The sequence below is a fragment of the Limosilactobacillus difficilis genome (assembly GCF_947387495.1).
GTDB classification, from domain to species: Bacteria; Bacillota; Bacilli; order Lactobacillales; family Lactobacillaceae; genus Limosilactobacillus; species Limosilactobacillus difficilis.
This window is the reverse complement of sequence record NZ_CANDNU010000020.1, coordinates 1-20523: the sequence shown is the minus strand read 5'-3', so window position 1 is coordinate 20523 and position 20523 is coordinate 1. Positions and strand designations below refer to the sequence as shown.

Annotated in this window: 18 protein-coding genes; 14 read left to right on the top strand and 4 right to left on the bottom strand. The window is 45.5% G+C overall.

Features of this window, described 5'->3' with window-relative positions; translation table 11 throughout:
* Positions 1-83: 83 nt before the first annotated feature.
* Positions 84-1664 (top strand): fibronectin-binding protein FnbA, encoded by a 1581-nt coding sequence (locus QOR82_RS05250; protein ID WP_283583725.1) that lies wholly within the window; start codon positions 84-86, stop codon positions 1662-1664.
* 109 nt (positions 1665-1773) lie between these two features.
* Positions 1774-3171, top strand: a complete 1398-nt coding sequence (locus tag QOR82_RS05245) for an amino acid permease (RefSeq protein ID WP_283583724.1) — start codon at positions 1774-1776, stop codon at positions 3169-3171.
* Between the two features lie 68 nt (positions 3172-3239).
* On the opposite strand, the gene QOR82_RS05240 is transcribed toward QOR82_RS05245, so the two are convergent.
* Positions 3240-4229, bottom strand: coding sequence for a D-2-hydroxyacid dehydrogenase (locus QOR82_RS05240; protein ID WP_283583723.1), 990 nt, complete (start codon positions 4227-4229; stop codon positions 3240-3242).
* 6 nt (positions 4230-4235) lie between these two features.
* Positions 4236-5396, bottom strand: a complete 1161-nt coding sequence (locus tag QOR82_RS05235) for a pyridoxal phosphate-dependent aminotransferase (protein WP_283583722.1) — start codon at positions 5394-5396, stop codon at positions 4236-4238.
* Positions 5397-5604: 208 nt separating this feature from the next.
* Here QOR82_RS05235 and QOR82_RS05230 point away from each other — a divergent pair, with 208 nt between their 5' ends.
* The 9 genes from QOR82_RS05230 (at position 5605) to QOR82_RS05190 (ending at position 15635) form a co-directional block, all read left to right on the top strand.
* The gene (locus tag QOR82_RS05230) at positions 5605-6441 is read left to right on the top strand and encodes a DNA/RNA non-specific endonuclease (RefSeq protein ID WP_283583721.1); all 837 of its coding nucleotides are present in this window, start codon (positions 5605-5607) and stop codon (positions 6439-6441) included.
* Between the two features lie 134 nt (positions 6442-6575).
* Positions 6576-8135 carry a cation:proton antiporter gene (locus QOR82_RS05225; RefSeq protein ID WP_283583720.1) on the top strand — a complete coding sequence of 520 codons (1560 nt, stop codon included), beginning with the start codon at positions 6576-6578 and terminating at the stop codon, positions 8133-8135.
* A 140-nt stretch (positions 8136-8275) separates the two neighbouring features.
* Entirely contained in the window at positions 8276-8809 is a 534-nt protein-coding gene (locus tag QOR82_RS05220; protein WP_283583719.1) for a TetR/AcrR family transcriptional regulator, read from the top strand.
* A 4-nt stretch (positions 8810-8813) separates the two neighbouring features.
* Positions 8814-9866, top strand: a complete 1053-nt coding sequence (locus QOR82_RS05215) for an ABC transporter permease (RefSeq protein WP_283583718.1) — start codon at positions 8814-8816, stop codon at positions 9864-9866.
* A 9-nt stretch (positions 9867-9875) separates the two neighbouring features.
* Complete coding sequence (locus QOR82_RS05210; protein WP_283583717.1) at positions 9876-10550, top strand: ABC transporter ATP-binding protein; 675 nt, start codon at positions 9876-9878, stop codon at positions 10548-10550.
* A gap of 193 nt (positions 10551-10743) precedes the next feature.
* Positions 10744-11703: a LacI family DNA-binding transcriptional regulator gene (locus tag QOR82_RS05205; RefSeq protein ID WP_283583716.1), complete on the top strand. Its 960-nt coding sequence runs from the start codon at positions 10744-10746 to the stop codon at positions 11701-11703.
* Positions 11700-12590 carry a proline iminopeptidase gene (gene pepI, locus QOR82_RS05200; RefSeq protein WP_283583715.1) on the top strand — a complete coding sequence of 297 codons (891 nt, stop codon included), beginning with the start codon at positions 11700-11702 and terminating at the stop codon, positions 12588-12590. Before QOR82_RS05205 ends, pepI begins: the two co-directional genes overlap by 4 nt.
* A 55-nt stretch (positions 12591-12645) precedes the next feature.
* Positions 12646-13131 carry a nitroreductase family protein gene (locus tag QOR82_RS05195; RefSeq protein WP_283583714.1) on the top strand — a complete coding sequence of 162 codons (486 nt, stop codon included), beginning with the start codon at positions 12646-12648 and terminating at the stop codon, positions 13129-13131.
* Between the two features lie 188 nt (positions 13132-13319).
* Positions 13320-15635 carry an ATP-binding protein gene (locus QOR82_RS05190; RefSeq protein ID WP_283583713.1) on the top strand — a complete coding sequence of 772 codons (2316 nt, stop codon included), beginning with the start codon at positions 13320-13322 and terminating at the stop codon, positions 15633-15635.
* A gap of 61 nt (positions 15636-15696) precedes the next feature.
* Here QOR82_RS05190 and QOR82_RS05185 read toward each other — a convergent pair whose 3' ends face one another.
* Positions 15697-17043: an SLC45 family MFS transporter gene (locus QOR82_RS05185; protein WP_283583712.1), complete on the bottom strand. Its 1347-nt coding sequence runs from the start codon at positions 17041-17043 to the stop codon at positions 15697-15699.
* A 265-nt stretch (positions 17044-17308) separates the two neighbouring features.
* Here QOR82_RS05185 and QOR82_RS05180 point away from each other — a divergent pair, with 265 nt between their 5' ends.
* Positions 17309-18166 carry an alpha/beta hydrolase gene (locus QOR82_RS05180; protein WP_326521487.1) on the top strand — a complete coding sequence of 286 codons (858 nt, stop codon included), beginning with the start codon at positions 17309-17311 and terminating at the stop codon, positions 18164-18166.
* A gap of 2 nt (positions 18167-18168) precedes the next feature.
* On the opposite strand, the gene QOR82_RS05175 is transcribed toward QOR82_RS05180, so the two are convergent.
* Entirely contained in the window at positions 18169-19035 is an 867-nt protein-coding gene (locus QOR82_RS05175; protein ID WP_283583710.1) for a patatin-like phospholipase family protein, read from the bottom strand.
* A gap of 127 nt (positions 19036-19162) precedes the next feature.
* Between QOR82_RS05175 and QOR82_RS05170 the strand changes: the two genes are divergently transcribed.
* Complete coding sequence (locus tag QOR82_RS05170) at positions 19163-19660, top strand: phosphatidylglycerophosphatase A family protein (protein WP_283583709.1); 498 nt, start codon at positions 19163-19165, stop codon at positions 19658-19660.
* 168 nt (positions 19661-19828) lie between these two features.
* A complete protein-coding gene (locus QOR82_RS05165; RefSeq protein WP_283583708.1) occupies positions 19829-20383 on the top strand; it encodes a PepSY domain-containing protein in 555 nt (184 codons plus the stop codon).
* The last annotated feature ends 140 nt before the right edge of the window (positions 20384-20523 follow it).

Here is a 20523-nt window from a genome sequence, read left to right as displayed (position 1 = left end):
TCAGCTGGCGGAGATTTTTTTGTAGGGGTGTTTCACTTTTTTGCCGTACTTATTTAGTGAGAAACAAAGAAGGAGTTTAATTCATGAATAAGTATGGATTTGCAAAGCAGAACGCTGTCGTAAATAGGATGATTGTTAGTAGTGTGAGTCTGTCTTTGGTGTTCTTGTCGGTTGGAACGCTCAAACCGCAGTTTGCTCATGCTGATAACGGAGTGGTGAGGACTCCCTTAGTAAGCACAGAGCAACGCAGCTATCACCTTCGTTTCGTCAACGAAGAGGGAAAGGTCATTTACCAAACTGATGTTGCGGCTTTGCCAGGAAAGCCTGCTAATTTACCGGCGGTGGTTAGGGATGCGCTGACGGCTTACACGGATAAAGCGGATGGCACCTCTGTCCTGTCTTTTTGGACTCCGCCGACAGGGCAGGACCATTATGACATAAAAGTATACCCGCGGGTGACTCGTAATAAGCTAGCTAAAAATCTTAAATTCGTTTTCAATTGCCACTTTGCTGATCGGCCAACGGAACAAAAAATTGTGAACGTTATTTGCCGTGCAGAAGAATATTTCAATCACTTAACACGTGAGGACAAAATAATTAATCGCAAGTTTTTGGGCTCCAGCGTTAATGGTGATCATATCGTTATCCCATCATTTACGAATTACCAGCTCGCTCCTAAGTCGGTGCAGGAGGTTTCGTTAACTAAGATGATGACGCGGGTGAGTGATTATGATCACCCGACCAAATCCCTTTCCTTGGAACCGCTAGATTTGTTCTTTATTAACAACAATGGCAGTGCTGGGCAGGATCAACCAGTTAACCCGGGGAAAAAGGATGATTCTAGCAGTTTTGGAAAACCGGCTCAAGGACATGATGAGTCGACAGGAGAAGATCAATCCAAAGATGATGGCCATCCAGACACTGGGAATGATGCAACGCAAACCAATTCAGATAAGCCAGTTGATGATGGCAACCAGACGGATGAACCAGCAAGCAAGGATGATGTGACGCAGACTGATGATCCATCCACTAAAGATGGTGGTACACAGACCGCTCCAGGCAGGGATGAAGCGACGCAAACTGATTCAGAGATTGCAAAGGGCAGTGCGAAAGATGAGACGACTCAAACTGAGCCAAGCAGAAAGGTTGATGATGGCAGCCAGACGGACGAATCAACCGGTAAAGATGGCACTAAGGGTACTGATTCCCAAAAAAAGGATAACCATGTCACCGATAAGGAGACAGCCCAAGCAACAACACCTGCAAAGGTGATTGATATCGGACAAGCAACAGATACTGAAGTGCCAGCTAAAGGTAACAAGCAGAGTACTAACCAATTGGGTCAGTCAAACCGGCAAACATCTACCTTGGACTCGTCTGCTAGCAAACAAGCAGCAGTTTCAATTCCTGATCAAAATCAGTCGAACCAAGCATCTCCAAATCAGGCAGGCAATGCTTCTACCGTTGATGATCGGATCGCTAGCGACCAGGAAAAACTAAACGAGCTCAACCAGATGCCCCTATCAGCTGCCACAACGAACAATAACGACAAACTGCCGCAGCTTGGTGATCATTCTGAGAAGCTTTTCAGTCTCTTGGGTGTTCTGATGGTCATGGCATCGATGCTGGGATTTACCAAAACAACGCGTCGGATGAATGAATGAACAGATAATAAACCTCCTGAATATACTTGCGAATTATTATATTTTAATGGTATTCTAATAATTGCCTAAGCTTTTGTTGAAGCTTATCTTGTCTTGGGAGGATGAAATCATGAGCGAAAAACATTCGAATGGCACTGAGCTGAAACGGACGTTGACGTCAGCTCAAATGGAAATGATTGCCCTGGGTGGAACGATTGGTGTTGGACTCTTTATGGGGTCGCAGTCGACAATCAAGTGGACAGGACCGTCTGTTTTGTTAGCCTACGCTTTTGTGGGGATTGTTTTATATTCCGTAATGAGGGCGCTTGGCGAAATGATTTACTTGCGGCCTGGTACTGGTTCGTTTGCTGATTATGCTACTCATTATATTAATCCACTGGCAGGCTACTTAACCAAGTGGAGCAATGTCTTTCAGTTTATTGTGGTCGGAATTTCAGAAGTGATTGCCGCCACTCAGTATCTCAATTTCTGGTGGCCGCACATGCCAAACTGGATCGCCGGGGTTGTAGCGATTGTTACCTTAACTCTTGCAAACCTGGCCAGTGCTAAGGCCTATGGTAGGCTAGAATTTTGGTTTGCGATGATCAAGGTCGCAACGATCGTTTTCATGATTATTTTAGGCTTGTTGGTGATTTGCGTTGGCTTGGGCAATCACTGGCAACCGATGGGAATCAGTAACTTGTGGAAGCATGGCGGCTTCTTTACTGGCGGCTTCAAAGGCTTCATGTTCTCCCTTTCAATCATTGTCGGTTCTTACCAAGGGATTGAGTTATTAGGGATTACTGCTGGTGAAGCTTCACATCCTCAAGATGCTATTGTGAAGGCAGTTCGCTCAATTATCTGGCGGATTTTGATCTTCTACATTGGAGCAATTTTTGTGATTGTCGCTATTTATCCATGGAACCAGTTGAATTCCGTGGGTTCACCATTTGTTGAAACCTTTACAAAAGTGGGGATTACCGGAGCAGCCAGCATCATCAACTTTGTCGTTTTGACGGCTGCCCTGTCTGGATGTAACTCAGGAATTTATAGTGCTAGTCGGATGCTATACAAGCTGTCAGTTGATCACCAGGCTCCGCGGTTGTTCAAGCGATTGTCCAAACGGGTTGTGCCGAACGTTGCAATTATGGCAATCGCTGCCGGGATTTTCATCGGTTTTATTTTGAATGAAATTTTGCGGATCGTTAGTCCGTCCTTTAATAACATCTTCGTGGTTGTTTATTCCTCTAGTGTTTTGCCGGGGATGGTACCATGGTTTGTGATCTTGCTGTCCGAATTACGTTTCCGTCATGACAATCAACAAGAGCTTGTTAATCATCCTTTTAAGATGCCGTTATACCCGTGGTTCAACTACTTTGCGATCATCTCACTGTTGGTGATTTTGGTCTTCATGTTCATTAACCCTGACACACGAATTTCCGTCAGCGTTGGCGCTGTGGTCCTCATCCTCTTATCTTTGATTTACTGGGTTCGTTCTCGGCATAAGGCAGTAAAAACAGTTAAATAAAAAGAGGCTGGTTTTTGGCCAGCCGATTGATAACCCCCAGAGTTGGCAATCAGCTCTGGGGGTATTTGTTATTGCGGAATAACGGGATACTGGGGATGTTTGCCGTTGATGATGGCTACAACATCATCCAGTCCCATCTCGACCATATTTTTCATAGCGGTATCAGTATAGAAGGCACAATGGGGTGAGATCAGTACATTCGGCATTGAGCGCAGAATTCGGTAGTCTTCAGGAATCTCTTCGGGCTGCGCTTTCTTTTCGAAGAATTGTCCTTCATCTGCCAAAGTGTCCAGCGCCGCTCCAGCAATTTGTCCTTCTTGGAGTGCTTGAATCAGGTCATCGGTTTTGACGAGACCACCGCGGGCCATGTTGATCAGGTAGGCAGTATTCTTCATTTTCTGAAAGGCCTGGCTGTTAAAGAGGTTAGCTGTTTGCTTGTTGAGTGGGGTGTGAATAGTGACGATATCAGATTGGCTGAGGACCGTGTCAAGGTCCGTGTAGTTCAGATAAGCCTCTAATTCTGGATGATGAACCGGATCTGTCGCGATAACATTAGCGCCCAACAGGGAATAGAGCTGCGCTGTTGCCCCGCCGATATGGCCAGCACCAATGATTCCAACCGTTAAGTTGTATATTTCAGTACTCTCGAGACCGGCCCAGCGAAAGTCAAGCTGGTCCATTCGCTGATAGTAATAGCCCATTTTTCGCACAAGTTGGAGAGCCTGACTTAAACCCATTTCCGCGATGGCGCGAGGCGAATAAGCCGGGACATTAGTAACGGTCAGCTGGTATTTCTTGGCGAGATTAAAATCGATCATATCGTAACCAACCATTCGCGCCGTTAATTGTTTAATCCCGTATTGGTGGAGCTTTTGGTATACGATCGGCTCGAGCGACTGGGTTTGTTGAAAATCAATGCCGTCAAAACCTTTTGCCCAGTCTACAGTTTGCGCGTTGAGTCTCTCTGTAACACATTTGACCTCGACATCGTTTTTTATTGCCCATTCTTTGATGTACTTTTGTTCTGGTGCCAGGGTAGCGTACATGATAATTTTCATTTTATTTTAGGCCTCCTTCAAATCAAGCGTGTTGAGCTTTTGGACCGCCTTTTGTATGGTTGCAAGTGGCTGGGTTGCCGCGATTCTAATGAAACCTTCGCCAGCCGGTCCAAAGGCAAGACCAGGCACGACGAGGATGCCAGCTTTTTGGAGCAAGTAATTCGCAAAGTCGACGGAATTTAAGCCCGTTTTTCTAATGTCGACGAAAAGGTAAATGCTGCCGTCAACCGGCATCGCGGTTAGCCAGTCAATGTGGTCAAGACTATCTTTGAGATAAGCAAGTCGCTTGCAAAAGGCGTTGACGATTGGATTAGTCATCTCATCATGGTGTTGAAGTCCATAGAAGGCTGCTTCCTGGGACATCGTCGGTGCAACGTAGCAGATAGCGTCGTTGATTTCGTTAGCTGCGTCGATCAGCCAGTCCGGACCGATGAGGTAACCGAGCCGCCAGCCGGTCATCGCAAAGCATTTGGACATTCCACTGTTGATGACAACGTTATTTGGCGCATATTTAGCCATTGTCATGAAATGTTTACCCGGCATCACGTAGTCGGAATAGATTTCATCACTTAAAATCAAAAGATTATGCTGGATTGCCAATTGGGCGAGACCCTTCATTTCGCTTTCGGTCATTAAGTGTCCCGTTGGATTGTTCGGGGTATTGATAATAATTGCCTTGGTCCGGTCAGTTATTTTGGCAGCGATATCGTCAGTGTTGATGGAAAAATTGTTTGTTGCTTGGCAGTTAACAATGACTGCTTTGCCACCGGCTAGTTTGACCTGGTTGACATAAGGCGAGTAGCTCGGCTGGGGAATGATTACCTCGTCGCCCGGATCTAGAATGGTTTCTAGTGCTAAAAACATCCCGTGTTGGGCACCAACTGTAATGAGAACTTGATCGGAATTGTAAACTAAAGAATATTGTTGCTGGTAATAATCACAAAGGGCCTGCCTTAATTCTGGCAAGCCGTTAGCCGCGGTGTAATGGGTCATGCCGGCACTTGTCTTTTTAAAAGCGAAGTCAATGATGGGCTGTGGAGTTTTAAAATTCGGATCACCAACTGACAGGTCAATCACATCATCCATTGATGCGGCCATCGCACACACGTTGGCTAAAATGTTTTGATTCGGCTGTTGAACTTGTTTATTTAGTATTGATTTGTCCATTTTATCTTCCTCTTTAATTAAAACTAAATGAGATTGATCTAATATAATGCAAATTATACGCTTTAGATACAAAATGTCCAGCTAATTTGCGTATTTATGCAATTAATATGCACTAAATTTGGATTCACCGTTGTTTATTAGAAGAAAATATGAACAGATGTTCGTATGGATGTATAATCAAAGAAAAGTTTTAAGGAGGGACAGCAGGATGAGAAAATTTCGGCGACGCGGTTGGCTAAGTCGTCATTGGTTGATCCCACTTGTTGTTTTATTGTTTGCTTTTTTGAATCTGGGCGGCCAATCACGGCTCAGTCAGGCCTTGGCGTGGACACGTTCTGGTTATTGGCACCAAACGACTCAACGAGCGGTCCGTCAGCCACCAACCCAGCAGCAAGCAGATGCTGTTTTGACGCCTACCGTCAAGAAACAGCTTGGTAGTTCCATCCAGTGGAATAACGCTGGCGCTTTTATCGTGAATAATAACCGGACAAAGCTCAATGCCAATACAAATGCGGCCCCGTGGGCGGTTAACCACTTAGATGCCCAGGGACGGCCTTGGCAGGGGGATGCCTGGCTCAACAAAACGACCCGTCAGTACCAAAATCGAGCGGTAACCGGTAATGGTGCTAGTTCTTGGAAGCCGGCTGGCTTTTTGCAGGCAACTAATTTAACTGGTGGTTACTCGCACGCATACGATCGGGGGCATTTGCTTGGTTATGCCTTGGTCGGGGGCTTGCGGGGTTTTAACGCGTCGGAATCTAATCCCAATAATATTGCGGCTCAAACTGCGTGGGCCAATGAAGCAGGGAGTGCTGCTTCGACAGGTCAAAATTATTATGAAGGGCTAGTTCGTCAGGCCTTAGATCGAGGTAAAAATGTGCGCTATCGGGTTACCGATATTTATGATGGAAACAACCTCGTACCAGCCGGGGCACATATCGAAGCCAAGTCGTCAGATGGTAGTTTGCAATTTAATTGCTTCGTGCCGAACGTCCAACGTAATATATCCATCAATTATGCAACCGGTGCAGTGACGCAACGGTAAAGACAATTAAATCAAGAGCATCGATGTTGAGAATCATCGGTGTTTTTAAATTTTAGCTGTTCGTCTTGAGAGTTCAGTGTTGTGGCCTAACTATGGTAAGATAGGACAGATTATTTACCTTGGAGGATAGAGAAATGACCGTTTTGCTATCTTTGATTACGGTGATCATGGCCGCGATGTTTAGCAGTTTCATCGCGGCTTTTATCCCGAAAATATCGATTAACTATGTCAACATTGCGGTGGGGATTACAATTGCCTTGATTGCACCATTAAATCATTTGGTGGTCCCATTTTCGGCCGAATTCTTTATGTACATCGTGGCTCCGCTGATTTATTTTGAGGGACAAGCTACACAGGTTAACTTGGTTCGCAATTCGTTAGTGCAAATTGTTAGTCTATGCATTATCCTTGTTGTCGTTTCAATGGTTATTACCGGTTCACTGGTTGCTGTACTCGGTATCCCAACTGCAATTGCTTTTCTGGTAGCGGCAATTAGCACACCGACGGATGCCACGGCAACGGAAACGGTTTCTGAGGGACTGAAAATGCCGGGAGAACAAAAATTACCTCTAAAAATGGAATCGCTCTTTAACGATGCGACGTCGATCATTCTCGTCGGGGCCACTGCCATTTGGGTAGAAAGCGGTAATTTTCACTACCGTTCGGCGATGCTAGACTTTCTGAAATCAGCATTTGGCGGAGTCTTGATCGGCATTGCTATTGCTCTGATTATGATCACTTTTCGGCGATTGATGGAAGGCAATAACGTGATTGCCGCCAACGCGCAAGTGATTCTGTTTATTACCACACCCTTTTTTACCTATTTGATTGCCGAAGAAGTCCACGTTTCAGGAATCCTGGCGGTAGTATGTGCCGGTCTGATGCAGAATAGCGAAAGCACTAACAGCCGTTTCCTGCATCCCCACCACTTCTACAATTGGATTGCGATCAACAACCTTGTTCAGGAGATCCTCAATAACATGGTCTTTGTGATTCTAGGGATTATGTTCGTCCGGATCATCAAAATTGATATTGCCAGCAAGATTGTTAGCTGGTCCTGGCTCATCGTTGCTGTAAGCATCTATTTAGTTAACCTCCTGATTCGTTTTGTTTACGGGAAGCTGAGCCGAATGTCAAACCGGGGGAGTTTGATTTTTTCAATCGGCGGGGTGCGTGGAGCAGTTACCCTCGCGTTGGTGTTCTTGATTGCGGATCATCTGACAAGTCAACAGTTCCGTCAGGTCGTGCTGGTAGAAACGATTGTCATTGTTTTGAGTATGTTGATGCCGTCGTTTATCTTTCCTTTTATTCTGCCGCACAAAATTTCTCCCAAAAAAGCCAAACGACAGCTGGCCGTTCTTCGCAATGAAATGGTGGCAGAAGGGCTGGAGGTCGTTGAAAAGATTTACTTGCCTAAAAAGGTCAGAGAACGGGTTTTGTTCGATCTTCAGGATCAACGGACGGCCAACTCAGTGGGGGACTTTTGGCAGCAGTGGTTGCGCTCTAACCAGCATCCGCAGTTTAATGCGCAAGAACGCGAACTCGAGCAACGCGCTTTGCGCTGGGCTTTTCGGGCCGAGCGTGAGTACCTGGACATGGTTTCACAACGGGAAAATATGGAAGAATACGTCTTTCGTCTTTACAACGACACCTTGCTCGCTGAGTCAATCCTGATTGATCCGGATCTCAGCTAGTGGGGGATGCGATCAAGCGACTGGGTTAATTGACCTGGTCGTTTTTTTTACAGCCATTATTGACACGATGTCATTTTACTACTACTATAGGATTTGCATTCTAATGACACGGTGTCATTATCGAAAAAGGAGGCTTCCAAATGCCCAGTAAAAAGTTTGAAGACTTAAAGGCTACCAAAAAGGAACGGATTTTGACTGCACTGAAGAAAGAGTTTGCTAGACATTCCCTAGCCAGTGTGCAGGTGGCGCGAATTGTCAAATCAGCTGAGATTGCGCGGGGCTCGTTTTATGTTTACTTTGCAGACGTTGATGACGCCTACCTCTACGCTTACCAGCAAGCAATGAAACAATTACATCAACCTTTGCATTTGACGGGAGGACATTTGCCAACGGTCGACGATTTTTTAACGGCGATTCGGCAGTTCTTAAATGATGTCGATCAGCAGGACCTTCGACAATGGATGATTTTCCATATTCAGATTAACGAAGGGTTGCTTCACGCGCATGGTCATCAGTTGGAGCGGTCCACCACGGCAAAGACGAGCGATTATCAGTGGGCGGTCCAGACGTTAATTCACCAATCCATCAACGAGGCCATTGTTAGTCCGGTACAACAGGATCAAATTTTGCACCGTTTAGGAACTGTTCTGCACCAGTTGGAAGGGAAGCTTTAAGAAGATGTTTTTAGCTTTAAGAGAGATTAGAAAAGAAAAAATGCGTTACGGTCTGATCATTGCCATGATCGTATTGATCACTTATCTGCTTTTCATGCTCCTCGCCTTAATGAATGGACTGAGCAACGAAAACACGGCTGCACTGAAATCCTGGAACGCTCAGACGGTTTGGCTGAATAAAAATGCCAATGATCGTCTAAGCCAGTCGATTATTAGTCAACAGCAGATAGGTCGTTATAATCCGCAACATGTGGCCGTCATCGGTGACTTGCCAGGGCAACTCGCACGGTGCCACGGCGCCAAGCATAAAGCGAACGTTCAACTGGTGGGTTTAAAAAGTGGCGATTTTATCGCTAAAAAGAAAATCCAAGTGATAAGTGGTCACCGTATCCAGCATCCCGGTCAAATAATCCTTGATGAGTCACTCCAAAATCAGGGTTATCATTTGGGGTCGAAAGTTACTTTTAACGGCAGCGGTCATTACCAGGTTGTCGGTTTTGCAAGAAATGCGAAGTTGAATATTGCGCCGATTGCTTACTGTAGTTTGGGACAGTGGCAACAAATTCAAGGTAATCACGCTACTGCTAGTGGGATTGTCAGCGATCAGACCAGTACCCATCATTACGTAGGTTTACAGCGTTACACCATTGACAACTTTATCAACAAACTGCCGGGGTATACGGCACAAAATGCCACCTTCGAGATGATGATTGCCTTTCTGTTAGTTATTTCGCTAGTGGTTATTGCGGTCTTTCTGTATATTCTGACGATGCAGAAGACCAAACAGTATGCCCTATTGCGGGCGCAAGGAATCTCTGCTGAGCAGTTGATGGGCGCCATCATTGCTCAGTCGCTGATTTTGATTATCACTGGGCTCGTGTTCGCAATTGTTTTGACCCTGCTGACAGTTCGGCTGTTGCCGAGTGGGATGCCAATTCTGCTGGAGAGCCGCGAAATGGCCTGGATGACTTTGGCTATTTTAGGGATTGGCCTTCTAGGCGCTAGCCTGCCGGCAATCATGATTATGCGGATTGATCCGCTCGATGCATTGAAATGAGGTGGAAAAATGTCAGTACAGCTTGAATTACAACACGTCAGCAAAGTTTTTGGTAGTGGGGTTGGGATCGTTCACGCCCTAACAGATGCTAATTTTAAAGCCGTTAGTGGAGAGCTCAGTCTCGTTCTCGGACCCTCTGGTTCGGGGAAAAGCACCTTTTTAACGATTGCTGCCGGCTTGCAAGTGCCAAGCAGTGGCCGCGTTTTAGTTGAAGGGGAGGATATCAGCAAATTATCCAACCGACAGCGTGATCGGCTCCGGTTAACCAAAATTGGATTTGTTTTGCAGAATTATGAAATGCTACCTTACTTGACGGTTCGCGATCAGTTTAAGCTTGTCGACCGCGCAAATGACCAAACTTTATCTGAAACGGAACTGAAACACCTGCTTGACGAACTCGGGATCGGCCACCTTCTTGACCAATATCCTGGTGAGCTTTCCGGGGGACAGAAGCAACGAGTTGCGATTGCCCGGGCTCTTTATCAGCAACCGGCAATCTTGCTAGCAGACGAGCCAACGGCTGCATTGGATTCGAATCGTGTCCAAATTGTGGGGCAACTACTCGCCCGTTTGGCGCACGAAAAGCAGCAAGCGGTCGTCGTTGTCACTCATGATGAGCGCTTAAAGGACTTTGCGGATCATCTGTATCAGATCGTCGATGGACGGTTGAGTCAGGAAAGCTGAGCGAATCGATGAAAGTGGTAGCGTTTTCTCGACGGCGGTAGCAAATATTGCTACAATAAAACTGTCGGCCAGCATTTTTATTGGCAGATGACGAGGATTAGCTACTTATTTCCTTGATGTGGAACGCGTTCCATCCATTATGGTAATAGGTGGAATATAGATAGCCGTTTCCAAAATAGGAGGTAAGTGGATTGTGATTACAATTAAAGATGTCGCGGATCGAGCGGGTTATGCTAAGTCTACTGTTTCACGCTATATTAATTCTTCGGGTTATGTTGCCCAACAGACTGGGGTTGCAATTCAGAAGGCAATTGATGACTTGGATTATCACCCTAACCAAATTGCGCGTGAATTGAGCATGGGGGAAACGCACCGCATCGGGGTGGTGGTTTCCTACGCGAAACATCCATATATCAATCAAATTATGCGGGGCTTATTGGATTATGCGATGAAAGCTCACTATGAGCTGCTCTTCTTGCCTTCTCAGTACCAGCTGGATCGTGAGCGTCAATATCTGCGCCAATTGCGCGGTCATGACTTCGACGCCTTGATCTTTACTTCACACGAGATATCGCTGCACGAGATTGCCCAATATCGCCACTATGGTCAGATTATTTGCTTGGAAGACGCCAGTGCTTATGGGCTTTCCAGTGTTTATGTTGACCGCCATCCGGGATACCGGGAAATGTTTCGTTTTTTGCAACCGCGCCACTTGCAGAAAATGGCAATCTTGTTCTATCGCGATAGTCCCAATAGTCCGACTTATCAGCAAACTTTAAGCAATGTCCGCCATTATTTGCCCGGCGTCCATTTTCAGACCTTTCATGGGGTGGCTAATTTTGGGGATGCCAGCAAGATAATGCCGCAATTAGTGGCGGGGCGTTTCGATTGCATCTTGGCCACCAATGATGACGTTGCGGCCGAGTTGGTTCAGAAGCTTTCCCATTTAACGACGCAGATACCGTTGATCGTTAGCCAGGGTGCGCAGTTGTCTGGTGACTTGTTACGGATTCCTTCCATCTGTGATCAGGCATATGAATTGGATCTTAAACTGGGAAAGGTTGCCGGCAATAAGCAAACTGTTAAGATTAGTTTGCCTCCCCACTTTGAACAAGCGGGGCATCATCACCACTTAAAAGGAGTTTCATCATGACAAAAGTTCGTGAAGGCTACATGCCATTTGGCGAGTTTCAAACCTATTACCGTATTGTAGGGGAAAAAAGTTCCAAGGCTCCCTTATTACTGCTACATGGGGGCCCAGGGTCGACCCACAACTATTTTGAAACATTGGATGATTTAGCCGAAAAGGATCATCGGCAATTGATCATGTATGATCAATTAGGTTGTGGTAAATCATCGATGCCTGATGACCGGGCAAATAAATTTTATAATGCCAAAACGTGGTTAAAGGAATTGATGGCCCTACGTGAGTATTTAGAACTCGATCGTCTTCACTTGCTGGGGCAGTCCTGGGGCGGGATGCTGGAAATCATCTACCTTTGTGATGAGCAACCGGCCGGTATCAAATCGGGAATTTTTGCCAGTACCTTGCCAGCATCTTGGTTGTGGGCTAAGGAACTGCACCGTCTGATCAAGTTGATGAGCCCTAAAGATCAGCAGGCCATTACCCAGGCAGAAGCCAGTGGAAACTTTCAGAGTCCAGCCTATCAAGCAGCCAATGATCGTTTCATGGAATTACACTGTAACTCGGCCCCGCGTCCGGATGATCCAGAGCCTTTACGAAGACCCAAGCGGACAGGGCAGACTGCTTACTTAACCGGATGGGGGCCAAATGAGTACAATCCGCAAGGGAACCTCCATGATTTTGACTACTTAGATCAGCTTCAAAAGATTACCAGTCCGGTTCTTGTTACTAGTGGGACTGATGATTTATGTACGCCTTACGTTGCAAAAACAATGGCGGACCGACTTCCGCACTCACGATGGGAGCTGTTTGAATATTGTTGTCACATGTCCTTTGTTGAGCGCCATGATGATTACGAGCGGGTGTTGATGCAGTGGCTAAATGAACATGATTAATTATTATAATTAATAAATATTTACCTTAACTTAATACAAAAGAAAGGAAACCAACATGGAAAACATTATCCAAAAACGCCGTTCAATTCGTAAATTTAGTAATAAAGCAATTGACGAATCTGCTATCCAGCAATTAGTCGATGCTTTTCAAGCTAGTCCGTGCGGAATGCACGAAACAGATGTGATGCAGGCTGTTGTTGTGACTGACCCTACTTTGCTATCCCGTATTGCAAAAACAACTGATAACGCAGCTTATGGTGCTCCTTTACTTTTCTTGATTGCGACCAAGAATGATAGCAAGTTTGGTGAGCGTGACGCTTCTGCTGCTGCCGAAAACGTAATGATTCAGGCAACAGCATTAGGGTTGGGATCGGTATACGTCATGAGTGGCGCTTTAAAGATTAACAGCGATTCACAGTTATTATCTTCACTAGGATTAGAGCAAGGGTATCAGGCCACAGTGATGGTTCCTGTTGGCAGAGCTGCAGAGTCAGGATCAAACGATGATCGTCACGCTCGTTACCACGTGGTTTATAAATAATGTCCCCTTTGGAAATGTGATATAATTATTTTTGACAAATCGGACGGAAGACCTGTTGTATTGCAAAGTGCGCAACATTGAAATAAAGTGTCAAAGCCCCGTAACAACGGGGCCTTTTCCATTCTTAAGGTTTTTAATAGACATTTGCCCATATTCAGGCAGTCCGCGATAGATAGTAGGGGGTTATCATGGCCGCAGCAGAAAAAAAACAGCAGAATCCAGAGCACAAAATTGGTGATAATCTTTCGCGTTTGCACATCATTCATAATAGCCAGGATGAAATGATGTCCATCAGCGAGCTATTTGATAGCAATCGTTATAGCCAGTTGATTGCTGTTTGCGGAACAATTGATCCTGATTTTATTAATAAATACTTGGCTGATTTTGTGCAATTAGATCTGGTGATTGCCAACCAGGCACCCGAGCAGGGTAACAGCAAAGCAGAGCTGTCAACCAAAGTTGCCTTAGTTGAAGCGATGAGGAAAATTGCTGACAAGCAACCTGCCAAAGTATTTGAGAGTTTAACTAGTCAGTTGCAATTAGCTGTTTTGGGTGGGGTTTTGAAAATAGAAATGGCGCCAACCCAAGTGATCAATTCACGCTTTTATCTCCTGAATAACCCTACTAGTAATGAACATCGGTTAATTGTTACATCTGCAAATTTGACTAAGCAATCATTCACCGACAACCAGAACCGTTTTGAAGAAGTGCTGGTCTTTGATAACCAGTCGCTTTATGACAATATGATGGTTCATTTTAAAGTGGACCTTAAACCGGTCTTGGTACCTTTCTTCAGTGAAGAATTGCTCAAGGCGGCTCAGAAACAATTGACTGCAATGCATAAAGACAATGCTGGCAAGGATAGCCTGGTCATTCTGGATAACCAGACGACGGATGCGATCGCAGAAGACGGTTTGACTGATTTGCTTAGCAAGCAGCTTCAGGAACAGCTTAGTGAGCACATTGTTACGCCGAATTTCACTCGTGATATGCGGGACGTTACGATGAACCGTACGGCCTCCAAAGATAGAGAACGGCGTCGCATTCAACAGGATGACTTATTGATGCAGTTGCAAAAGGAGAGTGTCTCACCGCGAGCTGCGCATCCGAAGCTAAAGAATCGGCAGCAGATTATGAAAAATGTCCATAATGCGCTAAAATCGCCGTTAACAGCAGAAGAGCAGGCCGTTGAAAAGAAATACAAGACTTTCCTTTATGATCGACCATTGGAACGGAATTTAGCTCGCAAGACGACGGGCTTGTTTGTCCCAAACGATACTAGCTCTTATCCGCTACCCTTTGGCAAGCTAGCAACGACCACCGAAATTCGGGATTCCCTTCACAGCATCGATTCGGTCATGAAGGGGTACCAGCAATTTGTTGTCGATTATACGCCCGAATATGGTAAGCGTTTCTTTGAGGCTATCCTTTACAGTTTTACTGCACCCTTCATGTGGGAAATTCGTCAAAAAACGAGTCTCAATCCCGAAGATGGTAACGATGTCCCTAATTTCTTGGTTCTTGGGGCTACGGCAGGGTCCGGCAAGTCAACCCTTCTGCGCGTGATTAACCAACTAACCTGGAATTCCGATCAGTCGCTAATTGACTTTGGAACGATTTATCCGAACGGGACTAATCAACGAAAAGCTAAGACGGTGCAGGCTTTGGAAAGTTATATGAAGAAGGGAAGTACCTATCCCGTATTAGTTGATGAAATCGAACCGTACTTCTTCCAACAGGCCCAGTACAGTCGGCACCTGGTTGTCGATACGATGAATGAAGTCGTTAACCATCCCCGGCCAATTGCACCGATGATCGGAACGACCAATTACAGTTCTGGCTTTACGATGTTGCGTGAAACTGCACGTCGGACTTATTATTTGCAAATTGACAAGGTAATTGACGAGAAAAAGAAGGGTGAAGCTAACAAGTACATCTTTAATGTCCGGCAGACACTCAACAATCGTCTGTTCAAGGATTTTGTTGTACGGATGGCGGAGAAACTAGAAAATGATCAAACGCCATGGCGGATTTTCAACAATCAGACTGGACGCCTGGATTTCTTAGCTAATACCCGTTTGATTTTCAAAGATTACTATCAAATGGCCGGTATGGCGGTTCCAGATTACTTTGCCGATGCGGTTTGTGATGATTTTCGGGAAAGTGCTCGCAGCAAGTGGGCCAAACTTTATATCACTCAGCCCAATGACTTCCTCTATCGCAAGGAAAAGGACAGTCTGCTGTTCGACATGGCAAAGCTTAATACATTCAACGGCTTTGGTGGGGAAAATAGTATGGAAGAGTATCGCAATGCCTTGCCCGTTGAGATTTGTGTCGATGGAGTTAACGGTAAGACTGGGAAGTTTGTAGAGATCAAATGCCCCGATTTCTTTCGGTGGATTGGGGAGCCAAATCCCCATACAAGCGAGCAAAATGACAATCATGAATCCGAAGAATCTGAGTCACCGAAACATAAGGGCTTTTTTGCTCGGCTGTTTGGTTAATAAGTGCATCAAAAAAAGCCGCGCCAAATGTGACGCGGTTTTTTATGTGCTCACATTGAGATTAGTCAATGTCACCTTTTTCAACTGAAGTTTCTTTAACAATCCAAACGGAGAAGGCACCGATCAACGCCAAGATCCCGGAAGTGAGGATCATGTGTGGCATGTAGTTGCCAAGCAGTGGGTAAAGACCAAAGGAAACAATCGAAGCAACGATTTGCGGGAAGCAGATCCAGCAGTTGAAAAGACCCATGTAGGTACCATCGTGCTTACCGTCAAGAGCGTTCGTCAGGATGGTGAATGGAATTGAGTTCATCGTTACCCAGCAAATTCCGATCCCGATGAAGGCGATGAATGACATCAGCTTGGTTGGTGCAACTGACAGACCCCAGAATCCTAAGAAACCGAGGATCAAGCCGAAGGAGTAAGCTGGTTTACGCAGTTTGTTGTTTAACTTTGAGAGGACCAATCCCCAGACAATGGCAACACCCACTTCAATGGCAGACAGAACACCGAACCAGTTCCCGGCTGCTTGGTATGCTGCACTTGCAGGGTTGCTAGTGTGCCAAATATTTTGTGCAACCGTCCCGGTACCGTAAGTCCAGAGGTATTGGAAGGCTGACCAGCAGAAGAATTCAACAATCCCCAAAGTCCAGAAAACTTTTGGTGCTTTTTTGACAATCGTAAAGAAGTTTTCGCTGATCTGTTCATCTTTGCTGAAACCGTGGTACTTAGCGTAGGTTTCCGGGTCGTATTCATCAACTTTCCAAATAGTAAAGGCAGAGGAAACGACCAGGATGGCGGCACCAATGTAGAAGGAAAGCTTAACTGATGCTGGCAAATCACCCTTAGCAGCAACGTTAGAAACACCGATGAAGGTCAGGAAGAACGGGAAGAGGTCGGCCGCAACAGAACCGATGTTGCCCCAGATTGTTTGCCAGGACCAAGCCATATCCTTTTGTTCGTCGTTGACCATGTCAGAAATCATCATCTTGAATGGCTGCATTGACATGTTAGAAGACAGGTCCATGAATAGGATAGCAATGGCACCGAACCACAGCGCAGTGGATGTCTTAAAACCGAATGAACCGGAGTTTGGTAATAGGCACATCACGATCAAGGCAACGACAGTCCCGACAATCAGGTAAGGAAGCCGCCGACCGATCTTCGGCACCCAAGTCCGGTCTGAGAAGTAGCCGACTAACGGTTGAACGATCATCCCTGCTAGTGGTGGCAAAATAAAGAAGAAACCGAGCTTCGTTGGGTCGGCACCTAAGGTCTGAAAAATCCGCCCCATGTTAGCACTTTGCAGGGCGAAAGCCATCGAAGTCCCGAGGTTACCAAAAGTCATTAACATTAAAGTAGCAAACGCAAGCGTTGGCAGCTGCTTTTTACCTTTACTTTTCTCCATAATGAAGAACCTCCAATAAATAATTGCAATGAATAACTAACAAACTATCAATTTACAATTATCACTATAATACGATGAGATCAATAATGCAATCGCTTGCACAAAATTTTTGAAAACGGATTCACGAAAGCCTTGCTATGGCGCGGAAAATCACTCTTAAAAAAATTCATTTTATTGTCAGCCATCGTCAAAAATTATGACCGGCAGTTTTACTAGGTAGGATTATACTAGATAAGTAAAGAAACGTTGGGGTTGGTGAGTTTCAATGAAAATTGCTTGGACATGGATAAAAAGAGTTCTGTTAATACTTTTCGTCGGTGTATTGCTATTTCAAATTTGGATGCTGCGAGGTAGTCACGGGCGCATGTTAAGAAGGAATCAACTCGCCAACAACTACCAATACTCTTCAACCCCTACTTTGATGATTCCAGGCTGGGGAGGGGGAACATGGAGTACTGACAAGATGATTCAAACCTTTCAAAGAAAAAATATCGGGCAAAAGCTTATGACAATTTGGGTTTTCCCAAATGGCAAGACAATTGTGCATGGCCACTATCAGCCAGGACAAAAAAACGTCTTGATTCAGCTGCTCTACGTTTGGAATTGTAGTGCCAGCTACCATCCCCAAGTGCGCGAACTTTCAGCCGTTCTGAAAGACTTACACCAGCGTTACCACATCACGAAGCTGAATATCGTTGCGCATTCATACGGTGGAACTGAATTCATCCACGCTTATTTGGGATCGAAGTATATTCAGCGGATGATCGACTTTCGGAAGATTGTTTTCTTAGGAGTACCGGTCGACGAAAGTTTTGGCACCAAAACCCGTTATCGTTGGACACTGGCCAAACGGTCGACGGATGATAATTTCAAAAAACTTGAAAAAGAAGCTAAAGCGGTTCATACTCACCACAACGACCAAGTATTCAATCTGATGGGGAGCAAAGACCAGCAGCGCACTGATGGCTCCGTTCCGCATGTCCAATCAGAAATGTTGCGTAATTTGGTAAAAGATACTAGTGCTCGTTACTTCGAACACGTTTATCCGCGGACCAGTCATCCAATGCTGCACCAAAAAAGCAACATCATTAACGATGTTGCTCACGATCTTTGGGGATATTAATGTTAATATGCGGTATCCATTAAGAAACGGGTTAATGCCGGTACCGCAGCCGCACCTTCACGTAGCCCGGTTTCGTAGAGCCCGCGAATTTTTTTCGTACTGTGTTCGAGACGACCGATCTTTACTGGCTTTTTGGGAGCGATGCAGAACATCCGGCCTTCATCGACGAGAGAATCGATCTGCTCGATTTGCTGATTATACATGATCGGTCGCTTAATTAGTGCTTTGGCAAATTGCGGATGATCTTCAAAGCTGTGATTAGTTATTTGTTCCATCAGCTTGCCAGATGGTTTTTTGCGGTACTCACGATTGCGGGTCCGAATGACGACTACTTTGTTGTAGCCCTGGTCAAATGCCAGATCGTAGGGAACTGAGTCGGCCACCCCGCCATCTAAGCAGGGTCCCTGAGTAGTTGCTTGCGGATCGCAAATAAAAGGAATCGAGCAAGAGGCTTTGAGGGCTTTGACGAGATCACGGCCTACCGGTTTATCAAAAGTCACGGTTTTACCGTCTGCTAAAGACGTTGCAACAATGGTAAAGTCTGAAGCAGAACGGCGGTATGCCCGTTCATCAAACTGATGCCAGCGATAGCCATGGTCAGTAAAGATAAAGTCAAAATTGATGATGTTTTCTCGCTTAAAGAGGTGGGTGAGGGAGATGTAATCCCGATCATGACGGTATTTGATGTTGACCCCTGAAGCACGACCGTACTGCTTGGAAACAAAGTTGGCACCACATAATGCACCTGCCGAAACGCCGATGACAGAACTAAGCTCAATGTCATTTTTTAAGAAGGTGTCGAGAACGCCAGCCGTGTACTGGCCACGCATTGCACCACCCTCGAGTACGAGTGCGGCATTATATAACATAAAAGCTGGACTCCTTTCAATGCCGGTTGGAAGCGTTAAGATTTCTTCTCCGACTCTACTCCTAATTAATGTCGTTTATTATACAATGACTATTTTACACACTCAAACAGAAAGGTAGGAATTCAATTTGGAAAGTAAGAATTTTAAATACCCAGACACTAAAGCTTATAATTTTGTGGTTGCGGAGTTAAAGAAGCGCAACGTCGATCTTCATGCCTTGAGCAAAATTGCCTACCATCTGCAAAAACAGTTTTTACCCCAACTAAATGAGCAGGAATGTTATGAAGAGTTGAACAGCGTTCTCCACAAACGTGAGCTGCTAAATAACGTGATGGTCGGCCTGGAACTTGATCGGCTTGCGGAAGAAAACAAATTAAAGGAACCTCTTTTATCGATTATTCGAAACGATGCAGGAGTCTTCGGGGTGGATGAGTCGCTGGCGCTGCAAATTGCGGATATTTATGGAACGATTGGCGTCACTAATTTTGGATATCTCGACCGGGTCAAATATGGCATTATCAAGCAATTTGATGAAGATCCCAACCATGTCAATACCTTTATTGATGACCTCTTGGGGGCGATTGTTGCCGCAACTTGTGCTAAAGTCGCACACAAGTATGCCTAATGATGTTGTTGATGCAATGACTATTAACACAAAATCGGACAGTGACTTAAGTCCTTTTTTATATATGCCCATTCTTACGTTATTCTTAATCACTTTCCAGCATTATTTTGATTATAAACTTGATATAATTAATACTAACGAAACACTGATTTTACAGGAGGATTGTTCATGACGAAACCAAGTTCACTGAAGTCACGTCTCGTGCGCATGATGGCCGTTACCATATTGACCACTAGTGCCATTGCCGGAGCTAGTTTCGCCATTGCCCCCACCATTATCAACGCAGCGCAGGCTGACACCACAGATATCAAGCTCAGCCAGAAGCAAGCTGTCAAGAAGTTTAACCAGCAGTTCAAGGATGCCAAGATAACGGAGATTACCCTGAAGCCAAAGGGCAAGGACTACCGCTGCCAGATCGACGGCTTCGATAAGGACCAGGAGTACACCGCCATCATCAACGCCAAAACGGATAAGATCGCCTGGAGCCACTCCACCAAGCTTGACCACGACGAAGAATTTTATGCCCTCAACCTGGACAAGACGATCAGTCGTCAGGTGGCCACCACATTAGCCGAACAGACGGCCAAAAACGGGCACGCCCGGGAGTGGAAACTCGAAAACGACGATGGCCAGCAGGTCTGGGAAGTTGACGTGGTCAACAAGACTCACACCATTGAGGTTAAGATCAATGCCCTTACCAAGGATATCATCAGCGACCACTAATACGAATCAAAAAGCCGCCTCTGCTGTCGGGATTCCCGGTGGCAGGGGCAGCTTTTCTTTAGGTTCTAGAATATTCGGTACTGATAAGAGTAATTCTTATCGGTGCCGTTTTTTGTTGCTTCGCTATACCATTAAATAAA

Coding starts and splice junctions, on each gene's coding strand:
- QOR82_RS05210 (WP_283583717.1), top strand. CDS start 9,876: ATGTCAGTACAGCTTGAATTACAACACGTCAGCAAAGTTTTTGGTAGT.
- QOR82_RS05225 (WP_283583720.1), top strand. CDS start 6,576: ATGACCGTTTTGCTATCTTTGATTACGGTGATCATGGCCGCGATGTTT.
- QOR82_RS05230 (WP_283583721.1), top strand. CDS start 5,605: ATGAGAAAATTTCGGCGACGCGGTTGGCTAAGTCGTCATTGGTTGATC.
- QOR82_RS05240 (WP_283583723.1), bottom strand. CDS start 4,229: ATGAAAATTATCATGTACGCTACCCTGGCACCAGAACAAAAGTACATC.
- QOR82_RS05190 (WP_283583713.1), top strand. CDS start 13,320: ATGGCCGCAGCAGAAAAAAAACAGCAGAATCCAGAGCACAAAATTGGT.
- QOR82_RS05215 (WP_283583718.1), top strand. CDS start 8,814: ATGTTTTTAGCTTTAAGAGAGATTAGAAAAGAAAAAATGCGTTACGGT.
- QOR82_RS05165 (WP_283583708.1), top strand. CDS start 19,829: ATGACGAAACCAAGTTCACTGAAGTCACGTCTCGTGCGCATGATGGCC.
- QOR82_RS05245 (WP_283583724.1), top strand. CDS start 1,774: ATGAGCGAAAAACATTCGAATGGCACTGAGCTGAAACGGACGTTGACG.
- QOR82_RS05185 (WP_283583712.1), bottom strand. CDS start 17,043: ATGGAGAAAAGTAAAGGTAAAAAGCAGCTGCCAACGCTTGCGTTTGCT.
- QOR82_RS05220 (WP_283583719.1), top strand. CDS start 8,276: ATGCCCAGTAAAAAGTTTGAAGACTTAAAGGCTACCAAAAAGGAACGG.
- QOR82_RS05195 (WP_283583714.1), top strand. CDS start 12,646: ATGGAAAACATTATCCAAAAACGCCGTTCAATTCGTAAATTTAGTAAT.
- QOR82_RS05175 (WP_283583710.1), bottom strand. CDS start 19,035: ATGTTATATAATGCCGCACTCGTACTCGAGGGTGGTGCAATGCGTGGC.
- QOR82_RS05250 (WP_283583725.1), top strand. CDS start 84: ATGAATAAGTATGGATTTGCAAAGCAGAACGCTGTCGTAAATAGGATG.
- QOR82_RS05180 (WP_326521487.1), top strand. CDS start 17,309: ATGAAAATTGCTTGGACATGGATAAAAAGAGTTCTGTTAATACTTTTC.
- QOR82_RS05235 (WP_283583722.1), bottom strand. CDS start 5,396: ATGGACAAATCAATACTAAATAAACAAGTTCAACAGCCGAATCAAAAC.
- pepI (WP_283583715.1), top strand. CDS start 11,700: ATGACAAAAGTTCGTGAAGGCTACATGCCATTTGGCGAGTTTCAAACC.